This window comes from Gemmata obscuriglobus (assembly GCF_008065095.1).
GTDB classification, from domain to species: domain Bacteria; phylum Planctomycetota; class Planctomycetia; order Gemmatales; family Gemmataceae; genus Gemmata; species Gemmata obscuriglobus.
This window is the reverse complement of the sequence record NZ_CP042911.1, coordinates 2,933,872-2,954,524: the sequence shown is the minus strand read 5'-3', so window position 1 is coordinate 2,954,524 and position 20,653 is coordinate 2,933,872. Positions and strand designations below refer to the sequence as shown.

Genomic DNA, 20,653 nt, shown 5'->3' with positions numbered 1-20,653 from the left:
CGGGCTGACTGGCCCCTGTCCGCGTGGCGGAGCGTTACGGCAACGGGCGGCTCATCCGGACCATGGGCAAGACTTCACCGTCGGGCAGTTCCGTTACCGTCGGCTCAGCGGCGGTGAACCCGAGGGCGCGGTAGAGCGGCACCCCGGGCAGCGTGGCCATCAACTCCAGCGTGCGGAACCCGGCCGCGACGGCGGCCGCGCGGCACTGCTCGAACAGACATCGGGCGAGCCCCCGTCGCGCCCAGGACGGGTGAACAAAGAACGCGCGAATGCGGGCCGGATCGACCGCCGGATCGAGAAGCGAGTCGTCCGCACCCTTCGCTTGATCGCCGCCGTAGAGGGTCCGCCGGTGGCTCCAACCACCAGCGGCGGCCAGTTCCCCCGCGTCGCCCTCGATCACGTAATAGGTTCCGTCCGCGATCAACCGGGTGTCGGGACCGAACACGTACCGCAGGGCGCTTTCAACCTGCCGTGCGGTGTAGTACCCTTCGCTCAACGCCCGGACCGACCGCTCGACGAGCCGCTGTAACCGCGGAACGTCGGACGGCGTTGCGATTTGCAGCGGCCGCATCTGCCTCACTCCCTGTGCCACACGACCGACGGAACCGCGGCGAACGCCTCACACATGAGCACGCCGCGGGTGTCGCTTTCCGACGAGCCGCGACCGCCGGTCACGTGTACGAGAACGGGCGGCTTTTTGCGGCCCGGGCGGGGCAAACGCTTCTGAAGGCCGTTTTTGACAGGATCGACAGGATGAACAGGATGAAGACCGACCGATTTTAAATCCTGTTCATCCTGTCGATCCTGTCAAAAACGGCCTTCATCCCCATCTCGCGTTCGTGCCCCGCTCCCTGGCGGTCGCGGCTCGTCAAGAACGCGAAACCGCAGGTGGGTTCATGTATCAGTGGAGGTAGCACGGAAGCGCCACGCCGCAGAAGGAATATTGGACCCACCAGCGCCTGGCTACTGCTTCGCCCGGCGTGTGAACACGCCGCGGTTACGTCCGCTTGCGTCAGCCGGCGGTCGGCGCACACATGTGACAAATCACGGTCCGGAGATTCCCCTTGCCCGCGGCGCGCGGTTCCCCCATTCTGGCTGCACTCCCTCCTAACGGGCCGAACCCTCATGAGCCTTCCCGCCGTCACCTCACGCGGTCGCAACCTCGCCCTCCTTGCCGCCCTGCTGGGCTGGATGTTCGACGGCATGGAAATGGGGCTGTTCCCGCTCGTCGGCCGGGACGCACTGAGCGAGTGGCTCCGCGACGCGACGGACCCGTCGAAGGTCGACAAGGCGCAGGTGGACAAGTGGTACGGAATCGTGCTGGCGTGCTTCCTCGTCGGGGCGGCAACGGGGGGCGTGCTGTTCGGGTGGCTCGGTGACAAGATCGGCCGCGTTCGCGCGATGACCGTCAGCATCCTGATGTACTCGCTGTGTAGCGGGCTGTCGGCCGCGTCGCAATCGCCCGAACAGCTCGCGGCGCTGCGGTTCCTCGGCGCGCTCGGGATGGGCGGCGAATGGGCACTCGGCGTCGCGCTGGTCATGGAGCTGTGGCCCGGCGCCTCGCGCGCCCTCATGGCCGGGTTGATCGGCGCGTTCGGTAACCTCGGGTACCTGATTTGCGGCGGCATCGCGCTCGGGCTGAGCCCCAACCGCACATCGCCGGCGGACATCCAGAACGCGCTCACCACGATCGGGCTCTCGACCGACTGGGCCGCTCAGCTCACCGCGGGTAACAACTGGCGGTTGCTCATGCTGGTCGGCGCGCTGCCCGCCCTGCTGACAATGGCCCTCCGGCTGTTCGTGCCCGAATCGGAAAAGTGGATGCACGAAAAGGAATCCGGACGCGCCGCCCTGTGGTCGGAGCGGGACCTTGCGGGCGTGCTGGTGGGGGCGGGAGCGGCGGGTGTGGTCATTGTGCTATGGGCGCTCTCCGACCCGTTCACGTTCACGATCCAACAGACCGCGTTCACGGTCCCGGTTCCGTTCTGGGTGCGGGTCGTCGGCTCGCTCGTCGGTCTGGTGGTGGTGGTGCTCGGCTACCTTTATCCCGCACGTGGATACCTCACCCGCAGCGGCCTTTCGCCCGAAGCGCGCGCGACCACACTTCGTCGGATGCTCCTCGGGGCGGGGCTGAGCGGGGTCGCGCTCCTGGGAACCTGGGCCGGGCTGATGTGGATGTACCAGTGGGTCGGCGACCTCCCCGGGGGCAAGTCGCCGGACGCGCGGGCGTGGATGCAGGTGTCATCGTCGATCGGGGCCGCACTCGGGTGCATGGCCGGCGCGCTGTTGTGCGGCCCGCTCGGGCGCCGGCCCGTTTACGCGGCACTCTGTGTTGCCTCGATGCTGGCGATGGTCGGGTTTTACCAGCAAGGGTTGCTCTACGAGGGCGGGAAGCCTCCGTTCGATGTCGTGTTCGTCCTCGCGTCGGGTGTGCTGGGGATGATCTCGGCGTCGTTCTACGGCTGGCTGCCGCTCTACTTACCCGAACTGTTCCCGACCGCCGTCCGGGCGACCGGCCAGGGGTTCGGTTTCAACTTCGGGCGCATCATCGCAGCGGCGGGCAACCTGCAAATGGCCAACCTGCTGACCTACTTCGACAAGGACTACTCGCGCGCGTGCGCGCTGGTCGCCGGCGTGTACATGGTGGGCCTGGTGCTGATCGCGTTCGCGCCCGAAACGAAGGGCAAACCGCTCCCGGAATAAAATCACCCGCGACGGCGATTGCCTCGCGGTCGTTCGCCCAACGGCGCCCCCACTTCACAAAGCGCCCGAGCTTGCCCAGGGGCGCGGGTTACACGTCTTCGGCAGTTTTGCCCGCATGCATGGCAAACGCAGCTTCACCACGTGCCGGAACCACCCGGTGAAGGCGCACACGTTCCGCTCAATGTCGCCGTAAACGCCGGCTCACCAGCGGTCGGTCGTCACGTCCGGCCGCTCCAGTCGCGTGGCCCGTGCGCCCGCGTACCCTTCGCACCACACGTCCGGGGTGTGAAGCGTTTGAACGGCGTCCGCATCAACTGGCACAACCGCCCTCGGTGAAGAGGGGGCAACAGTCATGGGAAAATCCCGAGTTCGGAACAAGTAAGCGGGAAGCGGCCTCAACAGCGAGGGAAACATGCGCCGATTATAAGGGTTGCATTGATTTTCCCAATTGCACCTTGTGCCCGGTCACTCATTTCAGTCAAATTGACTCCCGCCTGTTCCCGCCCTTGTGAGCTACCCAATGACACGGATTGTTATCGCCCTGGTCGTTCTGCTCGGGTCCGGCGTCGCGTCCGCCCGCGCCGAAACGCTCCCGTTGCTCGAAGGCGTCCCGGCAACGTACACTCCGGGCACATCGTTCCAGTTCACGGTGCGCGTCCCGGTTCTGACCGACTTCACCGAGTTCGGCGTCGAGTTGGTCTTCAGCACGGACCTCGTGAACCCGCCGCTGACGGTCGTCGCCGAACCCGTCGCGGTGGCCCCGAACGGGCCTTACGTGTTCCCCAGTAACACGACATTTCAGTCCATCGGGGGCGGGTCACAGGGCTTACCCGAAACGGTGCTGCGGTTCTCCGATTCCACCGCCGCCCCGGTCGTCGCCGTGCCCGGCGTCAACGACACACTCGCGCTCATCACCGTCACCACGGGGGCGAACCTGACCGGCCCGATCACGCTCTCCATCGGCGCCCAAACCGCCTTCAGCGCCAACCCCGAAACGAACTACCCGAACCCCACTGCCGTTATCATCACGCAGGCGGACGGACCGGTGACGAACCCGGTTCCCGCTCCCGCGGGTGCAACGCTGCTCGGTCTCGGCGGCTTGATCCTCTGGGCGCGTAACCGCTTCGCACGAGTCGCTGCGGCCGCACACTGACGTACCCGGCTGCGTTTCTCGAAGGCCGTCTGTCGCGAGAGCGGCACGCGGCTTGCTGTATTTCCGTCCATCGCCCAATAAACGGAGGTACAGTATGAACGCCAACAACTCACAACCGCAACAGCCCGCGGATGCGATCAAAGACCCGAAGGATTGGGTGACCGGTGACGAGCCCATGACGGGCGCGCAGGAGTCATACGTGAACACCCTCGCGCGTCAGGCCGGTCAAGACGTTCCCGAAGACATGACGAAGGCGGAAGCGTCCGAAAAGATCGAAGAGCTGCGCGAACAGACCGGCAAAACGAAACGCGCCGCGAAGCCAAAGTCCGCCCGCGCGAGCCGTAAGAAGAGCGGCTGATCGGGTTCGCGGACACGTTCAGAACGCGTGTTCGGTGTTCGTGTCGCTGCTCTTGACGGGGCACGAACGCGCAATGGGGATGTAAAGGCCGTTTTCGACAGGATGAACAGGATAAAGATCCATCGATTTTAAATCCTGTTCATCCTGTCGATCATGTCAAAAACGGCCTTCCGAAGCGTGCGCCCCGCACGGGCCGCAAAAAGCCGCCCGTTCTCGTCCTCACAACCGACGGTCGCGGCTCGTCCGAAAGCGACACCCACGACGGGTTCATGTATCAGAACGCGTGTTGCACGCCGAACCAGAACTGGAGCGGCGTGCCGCCGTTGAGCGACTTACCGACATCAAAGCGCAGCGTCGCCCGTTCGATGAAGCTGAAGATCGCCACGTCCATACGTAACCCCGCGCCGACCGCGTGCGCCACGTTCCCGCCGACCGTCTGCCCGTTCGCGTACACCGCCCCCACGTCGTAGAACGTCGCGAGGTACAGGTTCCGCGCGCCGACGGAGTGGTCGAGAATGTCCCACGTGACGTTCCGCGCCAGCGGGTAACGGAGTTCCACGTTCGCCACCCACAGGGCGCTGCCCTGGCGCTCCGCCAAATCGAAGCCCCGGAACAGCGTGCCCCCGCCGAGCGCAAAGAACTGCCCGCGTTCGGGACTCGCCCACTGCCCCAGCACGCGGCCCGCCAGCCGGGTGTAGCGAAACGGACCGGTCCAGTCCGGCAGCGTGTGGACCAGCGCCAGCTCCGCCCGACCTTGCGCGAGCGGCTTCCACCCGTTCGCGAAGTCGCCCTGACCGCCGGCGGCCATGGCGTCCACCCACACCCCGCACTCCGGGTCCCAGTACGGCGTGTTCAAGTTGAGCCGAACGTGCCAGCCGGCCATCCACAAGCGGTCGTACCGCTCGCCCCCGCGGGCCAGAGTGTCGAACCGCTGGAACGGCAGAAAGTTGTCCTGATAAGTTGCGAACGCCTCGTCGTAGAACATCGGCGGCAGGTATTGGCTCGATGTTTCCTTGTGGATGTTGCGGAAGTACACTGACCCGCGCTGCGCCCCGCTGGCCCCGTCCAGTCCACCCCAGGGGCCGCCGATTCGTGTCTCCCAGTTCGCACCGATCTCGCGGTGTTCCAACATGATGCGTCCGTCCACGCCGACGACCGCGTCGCGGTAGTCCGAGCGGATCGCGGTGTACGCGCCGCCGGCGTACCGCTCGGTGCGAAGCACCCCGGCGCGGAGCCCGAGCATCGTGGAGCGCGTGTACCACGGGTCTTGCGCGGACGGCCCCCACACCCACGGCCCGACCACGACGTTGAGCCGGTCGTAAGACGTGGTGAGCCCCGTCTCGTCCAGTTGGGTGTACAGTGGCGTCGCCCGGACACTCGCCCCGGGCTTCCACCGGTTGTTCCCGGGGTTCGCGTCCAGTAGCACGCCGTCGGGATCGACCGTAACTTGGTCGGGTTCGAACGGCAGTTCCGCATCGATTCGCCAGCGGTTGTCGCCGAGCGGCGTCGCGGTGGCGTTGTACTGCTCGAACTGCACCGGTTCCGCAAACGGGCCGACCGGCAAACGGGCGGTCGAGTCCCCCTTCGTGAACGCGACTAACGTCGGCTCCGTGAACTCGCGGCTCTGTTTCACCGTCACGGACACGCTGTAACCGCCGCGGGTGCGTGGACCTCCGAGCGGCCCCACCTTCACACGCTCGACGGACCAGTCCGTCATCCCGGTCCCGAACACCCACCGCTGAAAGAACTCGGACCAGTCACGCCCGGTGTAGGACTCGAGTTCCGCCCGCAGTTGCACCGACGACAAAATGCCCCAGGAGTACTTCTGAGCGACGCCCCGGATGAAATCCATGAACGCGGCTTCTCCGAGCCGGTCTTCGATGAGCGCGAACACTTTCGAGCCGCGGTCGTAGGCACCGGTAAACAGCCCGAACAGGTGCTTGTATTGCGGAAGCTCTTGCGCCGCCGGCGTCATCTCGCCGTTACGGATCGCGTGATACATGCTGCCGTTGCGATAGTTCTCGCGGTGGATGTTGGGCAACCACTCCAGCCCCTGCGGCCACTTCAAGAACGGGTTGTTCTTCCCGCGCTTACGGTCAATGAACCGGTGCGTAAAGAACGCCGCCGCCCCCTCGTCGAGGTAGGGTTCGGCGTAGCCGTTCGTGCCGATCAGGTTGTACCACCACTGGTGACACGTCTCGTGCGACACGAGGTATTCGACGTAGTTCCGCGCCAGGTGCGGCATCCCGAACACCCGCTCGTCGATCATGACGAGGCCGCCGCACTCGTTCCCGTTCCACCCGAAGTACGACTCGGCCACGGTAAACTGCGTGTACGGGTAGTCACCGAACCATTGGGAGTAGACCGGGATGGCGTCGCCGACCATCTTCAGGATTTCGGTCGCGTAGAACTCGTGCTCGGGAAACGCGAGGCACTTGAGTTGAACCTCGCGACCGCTCGGCAGCTTCGTGGAACTGGTGAACTCCTTGTAGCGTGCCGACGCCAGCACCGCGAAATCACGGCCGGTGAACGGCAGATACTCGATCCGCTTCTTCCCGTCCGCCAGCTTCGTTTCCGACTTCGCAACCGCCGAACACGCGACCAGTTCCTTTTCGGCCACGGTCACGGCAGCCTGGAACACCCCGGCCTCGTTGTACCAGGGCTGGTGCCACGGTACGAACGGCATCGGCTTCCACCCGTCGTCACCGTAAACCGCCAGTAAAGGAATGGCGTTTGTAAGGTATGTAACCCCTTCGTAGTGCCCCCAGCGTCCTTGCTTGTTGGGTAACCGCAAGTCGCACACGACTTCGATCGAAACCGTCTGGCCGGCAGCGACCGGCGCGGGGAGCCGGAAACGTAACGCGGTTGGGTTCTTTTCGTCGTAACTGTAAGGAAGGTCGACCGGTTCGGCGCCCGAACCCAGCAACCGGGCGCCGACGATCTCACCCGTCTTGCCGTCGCGGTCGATCCCGAGAGACGGCTGAAGTCGCAGTAGTTCGAGGGTTTTCGCGAAGAGCAGAGCCTCACCGGCGGGAACCTGGAAGTGCGGATAGAAGTTGAACGCCAGCTCACTTGTGGGCGTTTTTGCCGTGTTCGTCCAGGTTACACGCTCGCGAATGGTGGCCCGGCGCGTGCGGTTATCGAGAGAAATGTCGAGGTCGTAGCGAGGGAGCTTGTCTGCGGAGACGGGCGCGGGCTCGGCAGCTCGCGCAGGGGGCGAGAAACCGATGAGCAGCGCGAACGCTACCGCAGCAGGTGCAAACCAACGCAACAGAGATAAATAGAGCGTTCCCACAGCCCCGGAATAGCGTCGGCGGGGAGGCGACGCCAGTTCAATTCAGGTTTTTCCGGCGGTTCGCCCGCCGCTGACAGGGAAGCTGGCTCAGTTCGCGCATCCCGGCTGGCAGTTCCGCTTCGTCGGGAACAAGAACGGGAAGTCCTTGCTTGACGGGAAAATGCACGTGGCAGCCGGTACAGCGAATCTGTTGCTCTTCGCGGACCAGCGTGGTCTGGCGTTCTGGGTCGAGTGGGCAGCGGAGCTGCGCGAGAAAGGCCTCGTCCACGTTGGTTGACCTCAGTAAAGTTGGGAGCCAACGTCAGTGTAACAAAAACGAAACGCAAAAAGCCGCGACCCCGGTGCATTTCTGCGCCGGGGTCGCGGGTATATCGTTGGCAAGTGGGTGCGTGTGGTCGGTGTGAGGCGGGGTGATATGTGACCGGTGGTGCTCGAACCACACGATCTGGTTGTCAGTATCCTTAGAAAGGAGGTGATCCAACCGCAGGTTCCCCTACGGTTACCTTGTTACGACTTAGTCCCAATCAAGAAGTCCGTCTTCGACACCGGTGAAGGTGGCTTCGGACGTCCCTCTCTTTCGTGGCTTGACGGGCGGTGTGTACAAGGCTCAGGAACACATTCACCGCGGTGTTGCTGACCCGCGATTACTAGCGATTCCGGCTTCACGCAGGCGAGTTGCAGCCTGCGATCTGAACTGGGGTGTAATTTCTGTGATTGGCTCCTCTTCGCAGAGTCGCTTCACTCTGTGTACACCATTGTAGCACGTGTGCAGCCCTGGACATAAAGGCCATGAGGACTTGACGTCATCCCCGCCTTCCTCCGGTTTGACACCGGCAGTCCCTCTAGAGTGCCCTTGTGGGTCGCAACTAAAGGTAAGGGTTTCGCTCGTTATGGGACTTAACCCGACATCTCACGACACGAGCTGACGACAGCCATGCAGCACCTGTGCTCGGTCCCCCCATTGCTGGGGTCCGTTCCCGTTTCCGGGTCCTACTGCCGAGCGCTTTCGCACATGTCAAGTCCAGGATAAGGTTCTTCGCGTAGCCTCGAATTAAGCCACATGCTCCACCGCTTGTGTGAGCCCCCGTCAATTTCTTTGAGTTTCAGCCTTGCGACCATACTCCCCAGGCGGGGTACTTAGCATTTTAACTTCGACAGTAAACCCATATCTGGTCTACTATCTAGTACCCATCGTTTAGGGCTAGGACTACCGGGGTATCTAATCCCGTTTGCTCCCCTAGCTTTCGCGCCTCAGCGTCAGAAGAGGTCCAGCACGTCGCTTTCGCCACCGGAGTTCCTGTAGATATCAACGCATTTCACCGCTCCACCTACAGTTCCACATGCCCCTACCTCCCTCCAGGCCGTCAGTATCTGAGGCCGTTCCGCGGTTGAGCCGCGGCATTTCACCCCAGACTTGATAGCCCGCCTACGCGCCCTTTAAGCCCAGTGATTCCGAACAACGTTCGCTCGGTTCGTCTTACCGCGGCTGCTGGCACGAACTTAGCCCGAGCTTATTTTTGGGATAGATCACACCTCTCGGCTTTTCTCCCCCACTAAAGCGCTTTACAACCCGAAGGCCTTCATCGCGCACGCGGCATCGCTCGGTCAGGGTTGCCCCCATTGCCGAAGATCCTCGACTGCAGCCACCCGTAGGTGTCTCGCCAGTGTCTCAGTGCGAGTGGCGCGGGTCGTGCTCTCACACCCGCTAGACATCTTCGCCTTGGTGGGCCGTTACCCCACCAACTAGCTAATATCACATGGGCCCCTCCGGGGGCGATGAATCTTTGCTCTCACGAGGTCATCCGGTATTACCCACCATCTCTGATGGCTATCCCGAACCCCCGGGTAGGTACCCATGCCTTACTGCCCCTTACGCCGGTTCCCCCTTGCGGGATTCCCCCGACTTGCATGCCTAATCCATGCCGCCAACGTTCGTTCTGAGCCAGAATCAAACCCTTCAAGTTAATTTTCGCACTGCCAGTCACCCGGCAGCGACTTGGTCGAGTTCAATCCGGCCGTTGTTCGGTGTCGACTTCAGTCTTGGACCGCATCACACCGCACGCACCCCACCTCGCGGCGGAGCTCGTTCGTTGTGATCCGATCCGAGATGGAGTTAACACCTACTCAACGGCGTTAACCCACCTCAAACAGATCTCACGCACCCACTTGTCAAAGATCAGCACTCGGCTCAACCGTTTGACCGGTCGAGCAAGCCACTCCTCATCAGAGTGTATTGGCGATCGGCCCTCTCGTCCAGAGGCGTCGATCGATTGTACAGTAGCCGGCGATACCTACTCTCGCGCTGGACGCACTACCATCGGCCTCAAACGTTTCACGGCCGTGTTCGGAATGGGAACGGGTGTTTCCGTTTGGGTATGGTCACCGGCATGGTTCGTGTCGGGTGTCACCCCGACGGTGTATCGGTACAACGTGGTGAAGCGTCAAGTCGCATGTGTTCGAGACACGGGCGGTGGAGTGGGGAGTGCGGCCAAGCGTTCGGCTGTTAGTACCGGTTAGCTGAGCGTGTTGCCACGCGTACACGTCCGGCCTATCGACCTCGTGGTCTACGAGGAGCCTTCGCTCGCGCGGGATACCTGATCTAGGGGGAAGTTTCACGCTTATATGCCTTCAGCGTTTATCCCGTCCACACGTGACTACCCAGCGGTGCGGCTAGCGCCACAACTGGAACATCAGCGGTGTGTCCCTCCCAGTCCTCTCGTACTAGGGAGAAAGCCCCGCAAGTATCCTCCGCCCACAGCAGATAGGGACCGACCTGTCTCACGACGGTCTAAACCCAGCTCACGTACCACTTTCATCGGCGAACAGCCGAACCCTTGGGAGCTTCTCCACCCCCAGGATGTGATGAGCCGACATCGAGGTGCCAAACCTCCTCGCCGCTATGAACGCTCAGAGGAGATAAGCCTGTTATCCCCGGAGTACCTTTTATCTGTTGAGCGATGGCCCTTCCATCCGGGACCACCGGATCACTAAGGCCGACTTTCGTCCCTGCTCGCCCCATCGGGCTCGCAGTCAAGCACCCTTATACCTTTACGCTCGATGCCCGATTGCCAACCGGGCTGAGGGTACCGTTGCACTCCTCCGTTACCGTTTAGGAGGAGATCGCCCCAATCAAACTGCCCACTTAGCACGGTCCCTGTCGTTCCACACGACGGGTTAGAATTCAAACACAGCAAGGGTGGTGTTTCATCGTTGGCTCCCGGCGCACCGAGATGCGCCGCTCATAGCCTCCCACCTACGCTACGCATGCTGGGTCTAAACCCAATACCAAGCTGCAGTTAAGGTTCACGGGGTCTTTCCGTCTAGCTGCGGGTATGTCGCATCTTCACGACAACTACAATTTCACCGAGTCGCTCGTGGAGACAGTGTTCCGGTCGTTACGCCATTCATGCAGGTCGGAACTTACCCGACAAGGAACTTCGCTACCTTAGGACCGTCATAGTTACGGCCGCCGTTTACTGGAGCTTCGGTTGCGAGCTTCGCCTTGCGGCTAACCCTCTCCCTTAACTTACCAGCACCGGGCAGGCGTCAGTCTGTATACCGCGGCTTACGCCTTCGCACAGACCTGTGTTTTTAGTAAACAGTCGCCAGAACCTTTTCACTGCGGCCCACTCGCGTGGGCAACCCTTTTCCCGAAGTTACGGGTTTAACTTGCAGAGTTCCTTCACGAGCGTTCTCTCGAGCGCCTTAGAATACTCATCTCGCCTACCTGTGTCGGTTTTAGTACGGTTTCTCGCGCGGTTTTCTCGGCCGGCCCTCAGCAGATATCGGGATCATAAGCGCCCTGAGGCAATCTAATTAGCCTACACTGCTTCGGACCGGCGTCCCGTGTTACGCGAGGAGCGCAGGAGTATTAACCTGCTCCCCATCGGCTACGCCTTTCGGCCTCGCCTTAGGCACCGGCTAACCCTGGGCGGATTTACCTTCCCCAGGAACCCTTAGGCTTACGGCGAACGGGATTCTCACCCGTTTTATCGTCTACTCATTCCGGCATAATCACTTGGGTGCGCTCCACGGATCGTCGCCCGTACCGCTTCGCCGCACACCCAACGCTCTCCTACCGTGCATTACTGCACCCGCCGCTTCGGTGTCGTGCTTGAGTCCCGTTCATTATCGGCGCAGGGCTCCTCGACCAGTCCGCTATTACGCGTTGTTTAAATGGTGGCTGCTTCTAAGCCAACATCCTGGCTGTCTCCGGAGCCCAACTTCCTTTCGCACTGAGCACGACTCTGGGACCTTAGCGGGCGATCTGGGCTGTTCCCCTCTCGACGATGAAGATTATCCCCCACCGTCTAGCTGCCCGGACTTGAACCGCGGTATTCGGAGTTTGGCTGCGACGGGTAGCCGGGTAGGCCCCCGTTCGCAATCAGTCGCTCTACCCCCACGGCCAACTATCCGAACGCTAACCCTAAAGTTATTTCGGAGAGAACGAGCTATCTCCACGTTTGATTAGACTTTCACTCCCCCACACAGCTCATCCCATCGGTTTTCAACCCAAATGAGTTCGGTCCTCCATGGGGTTGTACCCCCACTTCATCCTGGCCATGCGTAGGTCACGTGGTTTCGCGTCTACCGCACCCAACTTGACGCCCGTTTAAGACTCGCTTTCGCTTCGGCTCCGGACCAAAGGCCCTTAACCTCGCTGGTTACGGTAAGTCGCCGGATCATTATGCAAAAGGCACACCGTCACCCTGCTGACGCATAGGGCTCCGATCGCTTGTAGGCATGTGGTTTCAGGTTCAGTGTCCTCCCCTTGTCGGGGTTCTTCCCATCGTTCGCTCGCGCTACTCTACGCTATCGGTCACCAGGGAGTATTTAGCCTTGCGGGATGGACCCCGCCGCTTCGGACTCACTTTCACGTGTTGAGTCCTACTCAGGATACCACTCGGCCACTCGTCCAGTCGCTTACGGGACTTTCACCCCCTGCGGCGCGTCATTCCAGACGCTTCAGCTTGGACTCATGGATCCTAAACGTGGTCCTACAACCCCGGGGTGTTACCCCCGGTTTGGGCTGCTCCGCGTTCGCTCGCCGCTACTGACGGAATCGAGGTTTCTTTCTCCTCCTACAGGTACTGAGATGTTTCAGTTCCCTGCGTTCGCTCGGGTATTCCGGGATCAAAGCTCGTTTGACAGCTCCCCCGGACTTTTCGCAGTCTTCCACGCCCTTTCGCCTCCTGGTGCCAAGACATCCCCCACACGCCCTTACTAGCTTGGCCGCACTGCCCAGACCACCGCACCCGCCGGCAAGCGGGTACCATTAGTCGAGCATCACCACTAGTGCCACCCCCGGCACCGATATGTGCCGCGGGTGACGATTATCTCAACCACTTCTAAGGCTCGTGTCTCGTCTTGTCACTGATCGCCGCCACCCGCAACCCGCCAGACCCGGCCCCGCACCCGAAGGAGCGACGCCGCACCCAGACGACCCGCAAGCGGCACCGACGAAGATGCAACTTAACTTGCTTCACCACGTTGTCAAAGACCGTCTCGGCAGGAGGTCACACCACCTGCCACTGGCCGTCTTACCGGCTTGTTGAGCCCCGTCCGCCGCTCTCGCGAGCCGCTTCCGGAACCCGAGTGATTCGGCCGCCCTGCTCGAGCGATCCGAACCAACTTTTCGCGTCGCAACTCGTTACCCGCGTTGCGTTTGCGTCACTCCGATCATCTTAGCTCGCGAGCCCCATCCGTCAACCACCACCGCAAAGAAAATTATCAGACCTTCGCGGCAGACATACCCTCCCCGCAGCCAACTCGCCATGAGCACGGCACCTTCGCATACGAGGGGAAGATTGAGGTATAGGAAGCCGGCAACACGCCGACTAGCCCCAATACCGTTCCGCTTTGCGGCGTAGCAAGACGGCCCCGCGAGTGACGCCCAAAGAGTTGCGAAAGGGGCTAATCTGGGCAACCTGAAGCGTCGTCCAGGCCTCTTGATTCAGTGACCGAGCCTTGGAAAGCACAGGGCCACGACACTTCACTTCCGGTGTCGCTCAACCGCGTTTGCTTTTTTTGCGTTGCCCTGGTGCCGTCCGAGATTCGGAGTACCTGCGGCCGCCAGGGCGAGGGCGGGTAGCACCAAGACGCGGTGGCTGAGCCCAGAGGATTTTGGCAGCATCAACAGGATTTCAAATCGATCGGTCTTTAATCCGGTGAATCCTGTCGATCCTGTCAAAATCGGTGTTCGCAAACGCGAAGTTCGTGCAAGCCAGCACGAAACTGTGACCATCCGTCCACCCCGCCACCCTTTCTGAGTTTACTTGGCCGCCATCACGCTCGCGCCTGTGAGCCTGACTCGCCGGTCGAGAACGTGTGAGCGATTGGGGTTGCCGTGTCGTAGCGAAGCAGAATTGCGTGCGGATCGGTCAATGCGCCAGAGCGTTAAAGTGCGAATCCAGTAGCGGTGCGGTGCAGCCGACTTCCAGTTCGTGACCAGAAAGTGAAACAAGTAAGAAAATCCCACTTGCGTGGCGTACCGGAATAGGGCATGATGCCAAAAGGAAAAAACTGCGTCACTCTCCCGACGCAAACAGAGAGGCGATCCTTAACGGGTCGCCTCTCTTGTCTTCCAGCATGTTAGTTGATTTGAATTTTTTAGCAGTATCACCGTTGTCCTGGCCGCCTCTCCCATCGGCCAGGACAACAGTGACAGATTTTGCGAGCTGTATTTACCCCTCTGACTGTGCCGCCTCTCCCCACAGCACACCCAGAGCAGCAAGTGGTGCTCGACGCAAATAGATAAAGCAGCCACCGTGCCAATCACCCTGCCACCCTGCGTGTCGCAGCGGGCCGGCGACGCAATCCTCTGTGATTTCAAGCGAATCGCACTTCGATTTTTCGACCACGCGAAGCATGCTTCGAATGAGAAGATGTTATTCGCTGCCGGCAGCAACAGCAGAGATGCCCATAGGACGAGCAACAGGCAAACAGTAACAAGTGGCAACGGCGACTTTGCGGTCCGAGCTGGTATTCCTCGTCGCACCATCAAAAACGCGTGAACCTCATTACGCCACTTTGGCCCCCAGTCTGTTCGGACTGTTAGCACACGTGACACGCGCACTGCGCCATCTTTGGTTGCACGTCGCCGGGTGTCAACTACCCCTCAAGCTTTACTCAGCAGCAGGTCCACCACCCAGCACCCACGAACGTGCTCGCGCTCGCTGCGGCAGTGGTTGAGAATCGGGTCGCTGTCGCAGCCCGCGTCCTGGAGTGCGTCGGCCAGAACCGGCAGTTGGTCGAACGTGTACTCGGTGTAGATCGATCGCGCCATTCCGATCACGGTGTCGGTGAGCCACTCGGGCTCCAGCCCGCATGATGTGAACGGGTTGCCGAAGATGTCGCGGAGCAGGTCGGCCTGATTCGCGAGTTCGGCGTAAAAATCCGCCGGCGGCGTGCCGGTCGCGGGCCAGGGCACATCGGCCGCCGCTCGGGCGGTTGCCAGCGCCGCGTCGTCCGCCGCGTCCGCTTCCCAGCCGTCCCAACACGCCGCCAGGCACGCATCCCACAGGTGGCACAAGTACCCCACACGGCTCCCGACGTTGGCGCGGCGGGCGGCGTTACTCGCCGGGGCCACCACGGCGCGCGTCTGGAGCAGCGCCGAGTGGCCGACTTCGCCGTCCGCGAACATCTCGGCCGCCGTGACCGCTCGCTCTACCAGGGGCGGGGCGAACGGGTTGAGCACCTGACGGCAGCACGCGCACGCGAACAGCCGTAACTTCCGCCGGCTCGCGCTCTCGCGAATGAACGCGATCATCCCCCAGGGCTCGCGGGCCGTCAGCCATTCGGTCTCGTTCATGTGGTCGTAGGAACCCGGTCCGGTGACCGCCGGTGCGGAGCGGTCGGTGTTATTACCCGTATCCATTGTGGCGGCGAAGCGTCGTTATCGCTACCCCTGCGGACCCGCGCCGTGCGCGTGCGCGGGCGTTGAGGGAGGCAGGAGCAGCCGCATCCGTGCGCGGCCCACGCCCGCCGGACCGACCTTGTGATGCGCCCGCGGGAGCACGGCGGCGGACGTGCTTGCCGATCCCGCGAAGTTGCGGCCGGAGCGTGCGTCGCGCCTTCCCACTGAACCTTTGCCGCCTTCACCGCGCGGCGCGGAGCAACTTGAGGTACTCGCGCATCCACGCCGGGTTGTCGTGCCAGGTGCGGCACGTCACGAGGTTCCCGCTCACCACCACCTCGCGGTTCACGTACACGCCCCCGGAGAAGGTGCAGTCCAGCGCGCACTTGGCAACGGTTGTCACCTCGCGCCCGCGGATCACGTCGGCGGCCGCAACGATCTCGATGCCGTGGCACACGCTGGCGACCGGCTTGTTGGCGGCGAACAGCGCGCGGGTGATGCGCAGCAGGTCGGCGTCGTAGCGGAGGTACTCCGGCGCCCGGCCGCCGGTGATGACCATGCCGGCGAGCTGGTCCGGGTTCACGTCCCGGAACGCGACATCGGCCTGAAGGGTGTAGCCGGGCCGCTCCTGGGTGATGTCCCAGCCGTCGGGCCGTTCGTGCAAAACGAGGTGGTAGGGCCGGACCTCCGGACCCGCGACGAGGACCGTGTAGCCCTCCTCGCGCAGCCGGAACAGGGGGTAATAGGTGTCGAGCACCTCGGCCGCGTCGCCGATCGGGAGCAGAACGGTTTTCACGCGAGTCCCCTGAAATGTGAGGAAACGAGCGGAGTCTGAGCGCTGAGGAATGATGTACGATTCCTCACGCGCCGTGCTGCAAGAACCGCAAGGTTTAGAAAGTCCCCGCAGCGCGACGAGTTAAGAGCCGGGTTGCCGACAAGCTAATGTCCGACACCGAACGTTTGTTGATATGTCTAACAACCGTCCCCTGTGCGTCGGCGGCGCTGTGGGCCGCCGACGCACAGGGGACGGTTGATTCACGGTGCCCGAATGCCCGCCGTGCATTGGAGCGAAACGGGACCATGTGACACGTCGGGCGCGTCACATCGTTGCGGTGAGCTTCAGCATGGCCCGCGTCTCGCGCAGCGACTCCACCACCGCGCGCGACACGGCCGCCCGCACGGCCCGTGTCTTCTCGGGGCCGACGTTGGCCAGCAGCCGAATAAAGCCCGGGCACTTCTCGGGCCGGTAGTTGGTCAGCTTGCGCTCGCGCTGGGCGTGGTTGGCGATCCCGTCGGCGACCGCGGCGAGCGCCACCAGCACCGGGAACTCGCGCTCGGCTTGCGGGTAGTGGTGGTTCAGGATCGCGTTCGTGACGGTCGGGGGCAACTGGTTGGCGCGGGCGAACCGCACCCCGATCTCGCAGTGGTCGAACTGGATCGCGTCCCGCTCCCGCGCCAGAATGCCGCCGTCCTCCTGGAACGTGAGCGGGTCCAGGGACGCGAACGCGGCCGGCGCGCGGACGCACATGATGACGCGCCCGATGTCGTGCAGCAGCCCGGCGGTGAACTCCTCGCCGCGGAACCCCAGCTCGCCGGCGGCGTTCAGGCGCGACGCGATGTTGGCGGTGAACAGCGAGTGCCGCAGCAGGGTCTCGCACATCAGCTCCGCCAGCGGCGAGGTGTACTTGAACACCCCGCGCACGCCGACCGTGGCGATGACCTGCTGGCACCGGCGCATGCCCAGCCGCACGGTCGCCTGTTGCACGTTCTCGCTGGCGCGGCGGCCGCGGTTGGCGGCCGAGTTCGCCACCTTCAAAACCCCGACCGACAGCACCGGGTCGTGCCGGATCAGCTCGGCCACGTCCGCCAGCGTGGCCTTCGGGTCGTTGGTCAGCGCCATCGCCCGCACGGTCACGTGCGAGAGCGTCGGGAACGACTCGATGCGCCCGAGGTCCCGCACGAGGTCCGAGGTGTGTAACTGGGGCGACGGTTCGCGTCGGAACAGCCGCCGGAAAGCAGTAAAGAACATCGGCGTACTCACACGCACCGGGGCGTAAAGCGCTAGATACACTTCTCATAGGACAGTAACACACGTTCTGCCGGTCAATAGAAAATATGCGCGGCGGCGCAGAATTCCGCCCGGCGCATGATTTCGGAGCAGCGGCGCATGAAAGTCGGTGGAATCGTCCTCTGTGGGGGCAAATCCGCGCGCATGGGGCGCCCGAAGGCTGCCCTCCCCTTCGGCAACGAGCTGTTGCTCCCGCGTGTTGTTCGCGCCGTGCGCGAATCGACCGACTTTGTCGTCGTGGTCGCGGCACCGGACCAGGAGGTCCCGCCGTTGCCGGACGGCGTGCCCGTCGTTCGCGACGAGGTCGAGGGCCGCGGGCCGCTCGGCGGGCTGGTCGCGGGGCTCACGGCGCTCGACGGGGCGTGCGACGCGGTGTACCTGTCCGCGTGCGATGCCCCGTTCTTGACGCCGGCGTTCGTGCGGCGTGTGATCGCAGGCCTGGGCGACCCTTCATCCCTTCAGGAAGAGGGTTGGTGGGTGAGTGTTTGGGCCGCGGTGCCGCAAATCGGCGGCCGGCTCCACCCGCTGGCCGCGGCGTACCGGGCGCGCGTGCTCCCGGTCGCGCGCGCGATGCTGGCGGCGAACCGGCTGCGCATGACGGACCTCTTCACCCTCGTGCCGCCCCGGGCCTTGAGCGCGAGCGAGTTGCGCGACGCGGACCCCGAACTCCGGTCGCTCCGCAACCTGAACACGCCGGAGGAGTACGCCGCGGCGCTGCGCGAACTCGGCGTCATAGAATGCCCCTTTGCCCCCGACCCCTGACCCACGGACGCCATGCACCCGCACAAGCCGAGCTACGACCGCCACGCCGGGACCGACGCCAACAAGGAGTTCCTCCACAAGATCAGCCGCCACCGCATCGACCCGGCGCCCGTCGCGCCGGGCGCCGGGACCGCGGACCTGATCGACGGCGCGTTCCTCTCGTACAACGGCGGCCGGCTGCGGGAGGGGTGCCAGCTCTTCGTGCGCAAGATGCTGGCCGACAACGGCACCATCGGGCTGGCGCTCTCGGGGGCGCTGACGCCCGCCGGCTTGGGGATGTCGTGCCTGGTGCCGCTGGTGGAAGCGGGGTTCATCGACTGGATCGTCTCGACCGGGGCGAACCTGTACCACGACACCCACTACGCGCTGGGGATGGACCTGTTCCAGGCCGGGCCGAGCCTGCCGGACCACGAGCTGCGCGAGAACCAGGTCATCCGTATCTACGACATCGTCTTCGACTACGAGAACCTGCTGGGCACGGACAAGTTCTTCCGCGCCCTGTGCCGCGGGGACGCGTTCCAGCACACGATGGGGACCGCGGAGTTCCACAACCTGGTCGGGAAGTACCTCGCGGAGCGCGAGGACCAGACGGGGGTGAGGGGCAAGAACCTGCTGGCCGCGGCGTACCGGCACGGGGTGCCGATCTTCACCAGCTCGCCGGGCGACAGCTCCATCGGGATGAACCTCGCGGCGCTGATGCTGGAGGGCTCGCAGCTCCGCATCGACCCGCTCCGCGACGTGAACCAGTCGGCGTCGATCGTGTGGGACGCGAAGGCCGCCGGCGGGACCAGTTCCGTGCTGATTTTGGGCGGCGGCAGCCCGAAGAACTTCATGCTCCAGACCGAGCCGCAAATTCAGGAGGTGCTCGGGCTGCTCGAGGCGGGGCACGACTACTTCTTGCAGTTCACGGACGCCCGCCCGGACACCGGCGGGCTGAGCGGCGCGACGCCGAGCGAGGCGATGACGTGGGGCAAGGTGGACCCCGAGAAGCTCCCGGATTCGGTGACGTGCTACGTCGACTCGACGATCGCGCTGCCGCTGCTGACGGCGTACTCGCTGACGCGGTGCGAGAGGCGGACCCCGAAGCGGCTGTTCGACAAGTTCCCCGAGTTGACCCGCCGGCTCGAAGCCGGGTACGCTGAGACCCGGGCCAAGCGCACGGAGTAGACGGCTCGGCGCCGGCGTGCGATAATTCGTCCGGGGATACGAGATGGGCGAAGGTGCTTTCGATATCGAGAACGCCGGCCGCGAAGTCACGAAGGGCGTCTTGCGCGGCATTTGGGAGTGGCTGAGGGACCAATTCAATCGCCCCTCGCGGTCGGACGGCGGGCTTCCGGAACCGAGTCGAGGGGTTCTCATCATCGGTCCTGGCGGTGTGGGTAAAACCACGCTCGCGCGGCTCCTCGCCGGTCAGTTGGACTGGTTCGACGAAAACGCCGGCAAGTACACAGAAAGTGACGGTATCGAGGAGTTCCCGCTGCAGGACGACGAAACCGTCACGGTCGTCGTGGCACCGGGCCAAACGTTCCGCAGAGAACACACGTGGCCCGGGTTGCACCGCCAAATTGCGGAGGGCGCGTTCCGGGGCATCATCCTGGTGAGCGCGTACGGATACCACACGTTCAGTACGCCGAGCTACAAATCTCACGCGTTGTGGGCGACGACCGGAACCAAACCGGGCTTCTTGTCGGCTCTCCCCGCCGACCGACGACAAGAGGAGTTGCGCGTCCTCCGGCAGTTGGTTCCGTTCGTTTCGGTCTGCAAACAAAAGATCTGGTTTCTGTCGGTCGTCGCGAAGCAGGATCTGTGGGCCGGGCAACAAGGAGAGGTCGAAAGCCACTACCAAGCGGGCGAGTACATGACCGCGGTGCGGGAGATGCAAAACGCCCTCGGCGCGCACGCATTCCGACACGATTTCGCATTCGTTTCGCTGATCCTCAAAAACCTCGAAACGCTTGCGGGCGAAAAGCTGTACTCGACCGCGTCTGGCAGTTTCGACATGCCACGCCTGGCCGCCGCCGTGCAGCGCCTTGTGCGGGTGTTCCAAACGATCCGAGCTTGGGAGGAGAAGCCGTGAGCGAAGAAATCGTGATCGATCCGCCCGAGACCTTCACCGCCACGGTTGTGCCGCTTTTGCGTGAGTACCAGCAAAAGATGTCCAGCATTCACACCCAGCTCAGGGACTTGAAAGAGGCCGCGACGAAAAGCCTTTATGGGAAAGAGACGCAACGGGTCGTCGCGGCCGAGTTCCAGGCCGTCAAAGTTTTTTTGGACCGGTTCCGGCCCGCCGCCCGCGGTCTCGCCCAGCAAGTTTCGGGGATGATCGATCAGGGGCGATTGACGCCATTAGAACGGGCGGAACTGCAACTGCGCCTCGCTGAATTTGAGAGCGCGCTCCTCGAACTGCCGCGCCTCTTAACTGCCTACCAAGCCACCTAATCCCGCAAGCGACCGAGAGC

The 20,653-nt window shown here is 63.3% G+C and carries 13 protein-coding genes and 3 rRNA genes; 7 read left to right on the top strand and 9 right to left on the bottom strand.

What is annotated here, in order from left to right; genetic code table 11:
- Window positions 1-34: 34 nt before the first annotated feature.
- Entirely contained in the window at window positions 35-571 is a 537-nt protein-coding gene (locus GobsT_RS12315) for a GNAT family N-acetyltransferase (RefSeq protein WP_010054375.1), read from the bottom strand.
- A 554-nt stretch (window positions 572-1,125) separates the two neighbouring features.
- Here GobsT_RS12315 and GobsT_RS12310 point away from each other — a divergent pair.
- The 3 genes from GobsT_RS12310 to GobsT_RS12300 all read left to right on the top strand — a co-directional run bounded on the left by GobsT_RS12310 (window position 1,126) and on the right by GobsT_RS12300 (window position 4,214).
- A complete protein-coding gene (locus GobsT_RS12310) occupies window positions 1,126-2,703 on the top strand; it encodes an MFS transporter (RefSeq protein ID WP_010049608.1) in 1,578 nt (525 codons plus the stop codon).
- A 520-nt stretch (window positions 2,704-3,223) separates the two neighbouring features.
- On the top strand, window positions 3,224-3,856 hold the full coding sequence (locus tag GobsT_RS12305; protein WP_010049607.1) for a hypothetical protein: 633 nt from the start codon (window positions 3,224-3,226) through the stop codon (window positions 3,854-3,856).
- Window positions 3,857-3,950: 94 nt separating this feature from the next.
- Window positions 3,951-4,214 carry a DUF3072 domain-containing protein gene (locus GobsT_RS12300; RefSeq protein WP_010049605.1) on the top strand — a complete coding sequence of 88 codons (264 nt, stop codon included), beginning with the start codon at window positions 3,951-3,953 and terminating at the stop codon, window positions 4,212-4,214.
- 274 nt (window positions 4,215-4,488) lie between these two features.
- Here GobsT_RS12300 and GobsT_RS12295 read toward each other — a convergent pair whose 3' ends face one another.
- From GobsT_RS12295 to GobsT_RS12260, 8 genes are all read right to left on the bottom strand, one after another.
- Complete coding sequence (locus GobsT_RS12295; RefSeq protein WP_010049603.1) at window positions 4,489-7,485, bottom strand: M1 family metallopeptidase; 2,997 nt, start codon at window positions 7,483-7,485, stop codon at window positions 4,489-4,491.
- Window positions 7,486-7,546: 61 nt separating this feature from the next.
- On the bottom strand, window positions 7,547-7,777 hold the full coding sequence (locus tag GobsT_RS12290; RefSeq protein ID WP_148087713.1) for a Trm112 family protein: 231 nt from the start codon (window positions 7,775-7,777) through the stop codon (window positions 7,547-7,549).
- A 197-nt stretch (window positions 7,778-7,974) separates the two neighbouring features.
- A 16S ribosomal RNA gene (locus GobsT_RS12285) occupies window positions 7,975-9,473 on the bottom strand.
- A gap of 315 nt (window positions 9,474-9,788) precedes the next feature.
- Window positions 9,789-9,896: ribosomal RNA gene (gene rrf, locus GobsT_RS12280) — 5S ribosomal RNA — on the bottom strand.
- 97 nt (window positions 9,897-9,993) lie between these two features.
- Window positions 9,994-12,743 (bottom strand): 23S ribosomal RNA (locus GobsT_RS12275).
- A 1,883-nt stretch (window positions 12,744-14,626) separates the two neighbouring features.
- On the bottom strand, window positions 14,627-15,319 hold the full coding sequence (locus GobsT_RS39545) for a hypothetical protein (protein ID WP_232068348.1): 693 nt from the start codon (window positions 15,317-15,319) through the stop codon (window positions 14,627-14,629).
- 286 nt (window positions 15,320-15,605) lie between these two features.
- A complete protein-coding gene (locus tag GobsT_RS12265; RefSeq protein WP_010051245.1) occupies window positions 15,606-16,160 on the bottom strand; it encodes a DJ-1/PfpI family protein in 555 nt (184 codons plus the stop codon).
- Window positions 16,161-16,463: 303 nt separating this feature from the next.
- Window positions 16,464-17,393: an HDOD domain-containing protein gene (locus tag GobsT_RS12260; RefSeq protein ID WP_010048238.1), complete on the bottom strand. Its 930-nt coding sequence runs from the start codon at window positions 17,391-17,393 to the stop codon at window positions 16,464-16,466.
- Between the two features lie 138 nt (window positions 17,394-17,531).
- On the opposite strand from GobsT_RS12260, the gene mobA reads away from it, so the two are divergent.
- From mobA to GobsT_RS12240, 4 genes are all read left to right on the top strand, one after another.
- Window positions 17,532-18,194: a molybdenum cofactor guanylyltransferase gene (mobA, locus tag GobsT_RS12255; protein ID WP_010048240.1), complete on the top strand. Its 663-nt coding sequence runs from the start codon at window positions 17,532-17,534 to the stop codon at window positions 18,192-18,194.
- 12 nt (window positions 18,195-18,206) lie between these two features.
- Complete coding sequence (locus GobsT_RS12250) at window positions 18,207-19,361, top strand: homospermidine biosynthesis protein (protein WP_010048241.1); 1,155 nt, start codon at window positions 18,207-18,209, stop codon at window positions 19,359-19,361.
- Between the two features lie 208 nt (window positions 19,362-19,569).
- Window positions 19,570-20,271 carry a hypothetical protein gene (locus GobsT_RS12245; RefSeq protein WP_148087712.1) on the top strand — a complete coding sequence of 234 codons (702 nt, stop codon included), beginning with the start codon at window positions 19,570-19,572 and terminating at the stop codon, window positions 20,269-20,271.
- Window positions 20,268-20,633, top strand: coding sequence for a hypothetical protein (locus GobsT_RS12240; RefSeq protein WP_010048243.1), 366 nt, complete (start codon window positions 20,268-20,270; stop codon window positions 20,631-20,633). Before GobsT_RS12245 ends, GobsT_RS12240 begins: the two co-directional genes overlap by 4 nt.
- Window positions 20,634-20,653 lie beyond the last annotated feature (20 nt).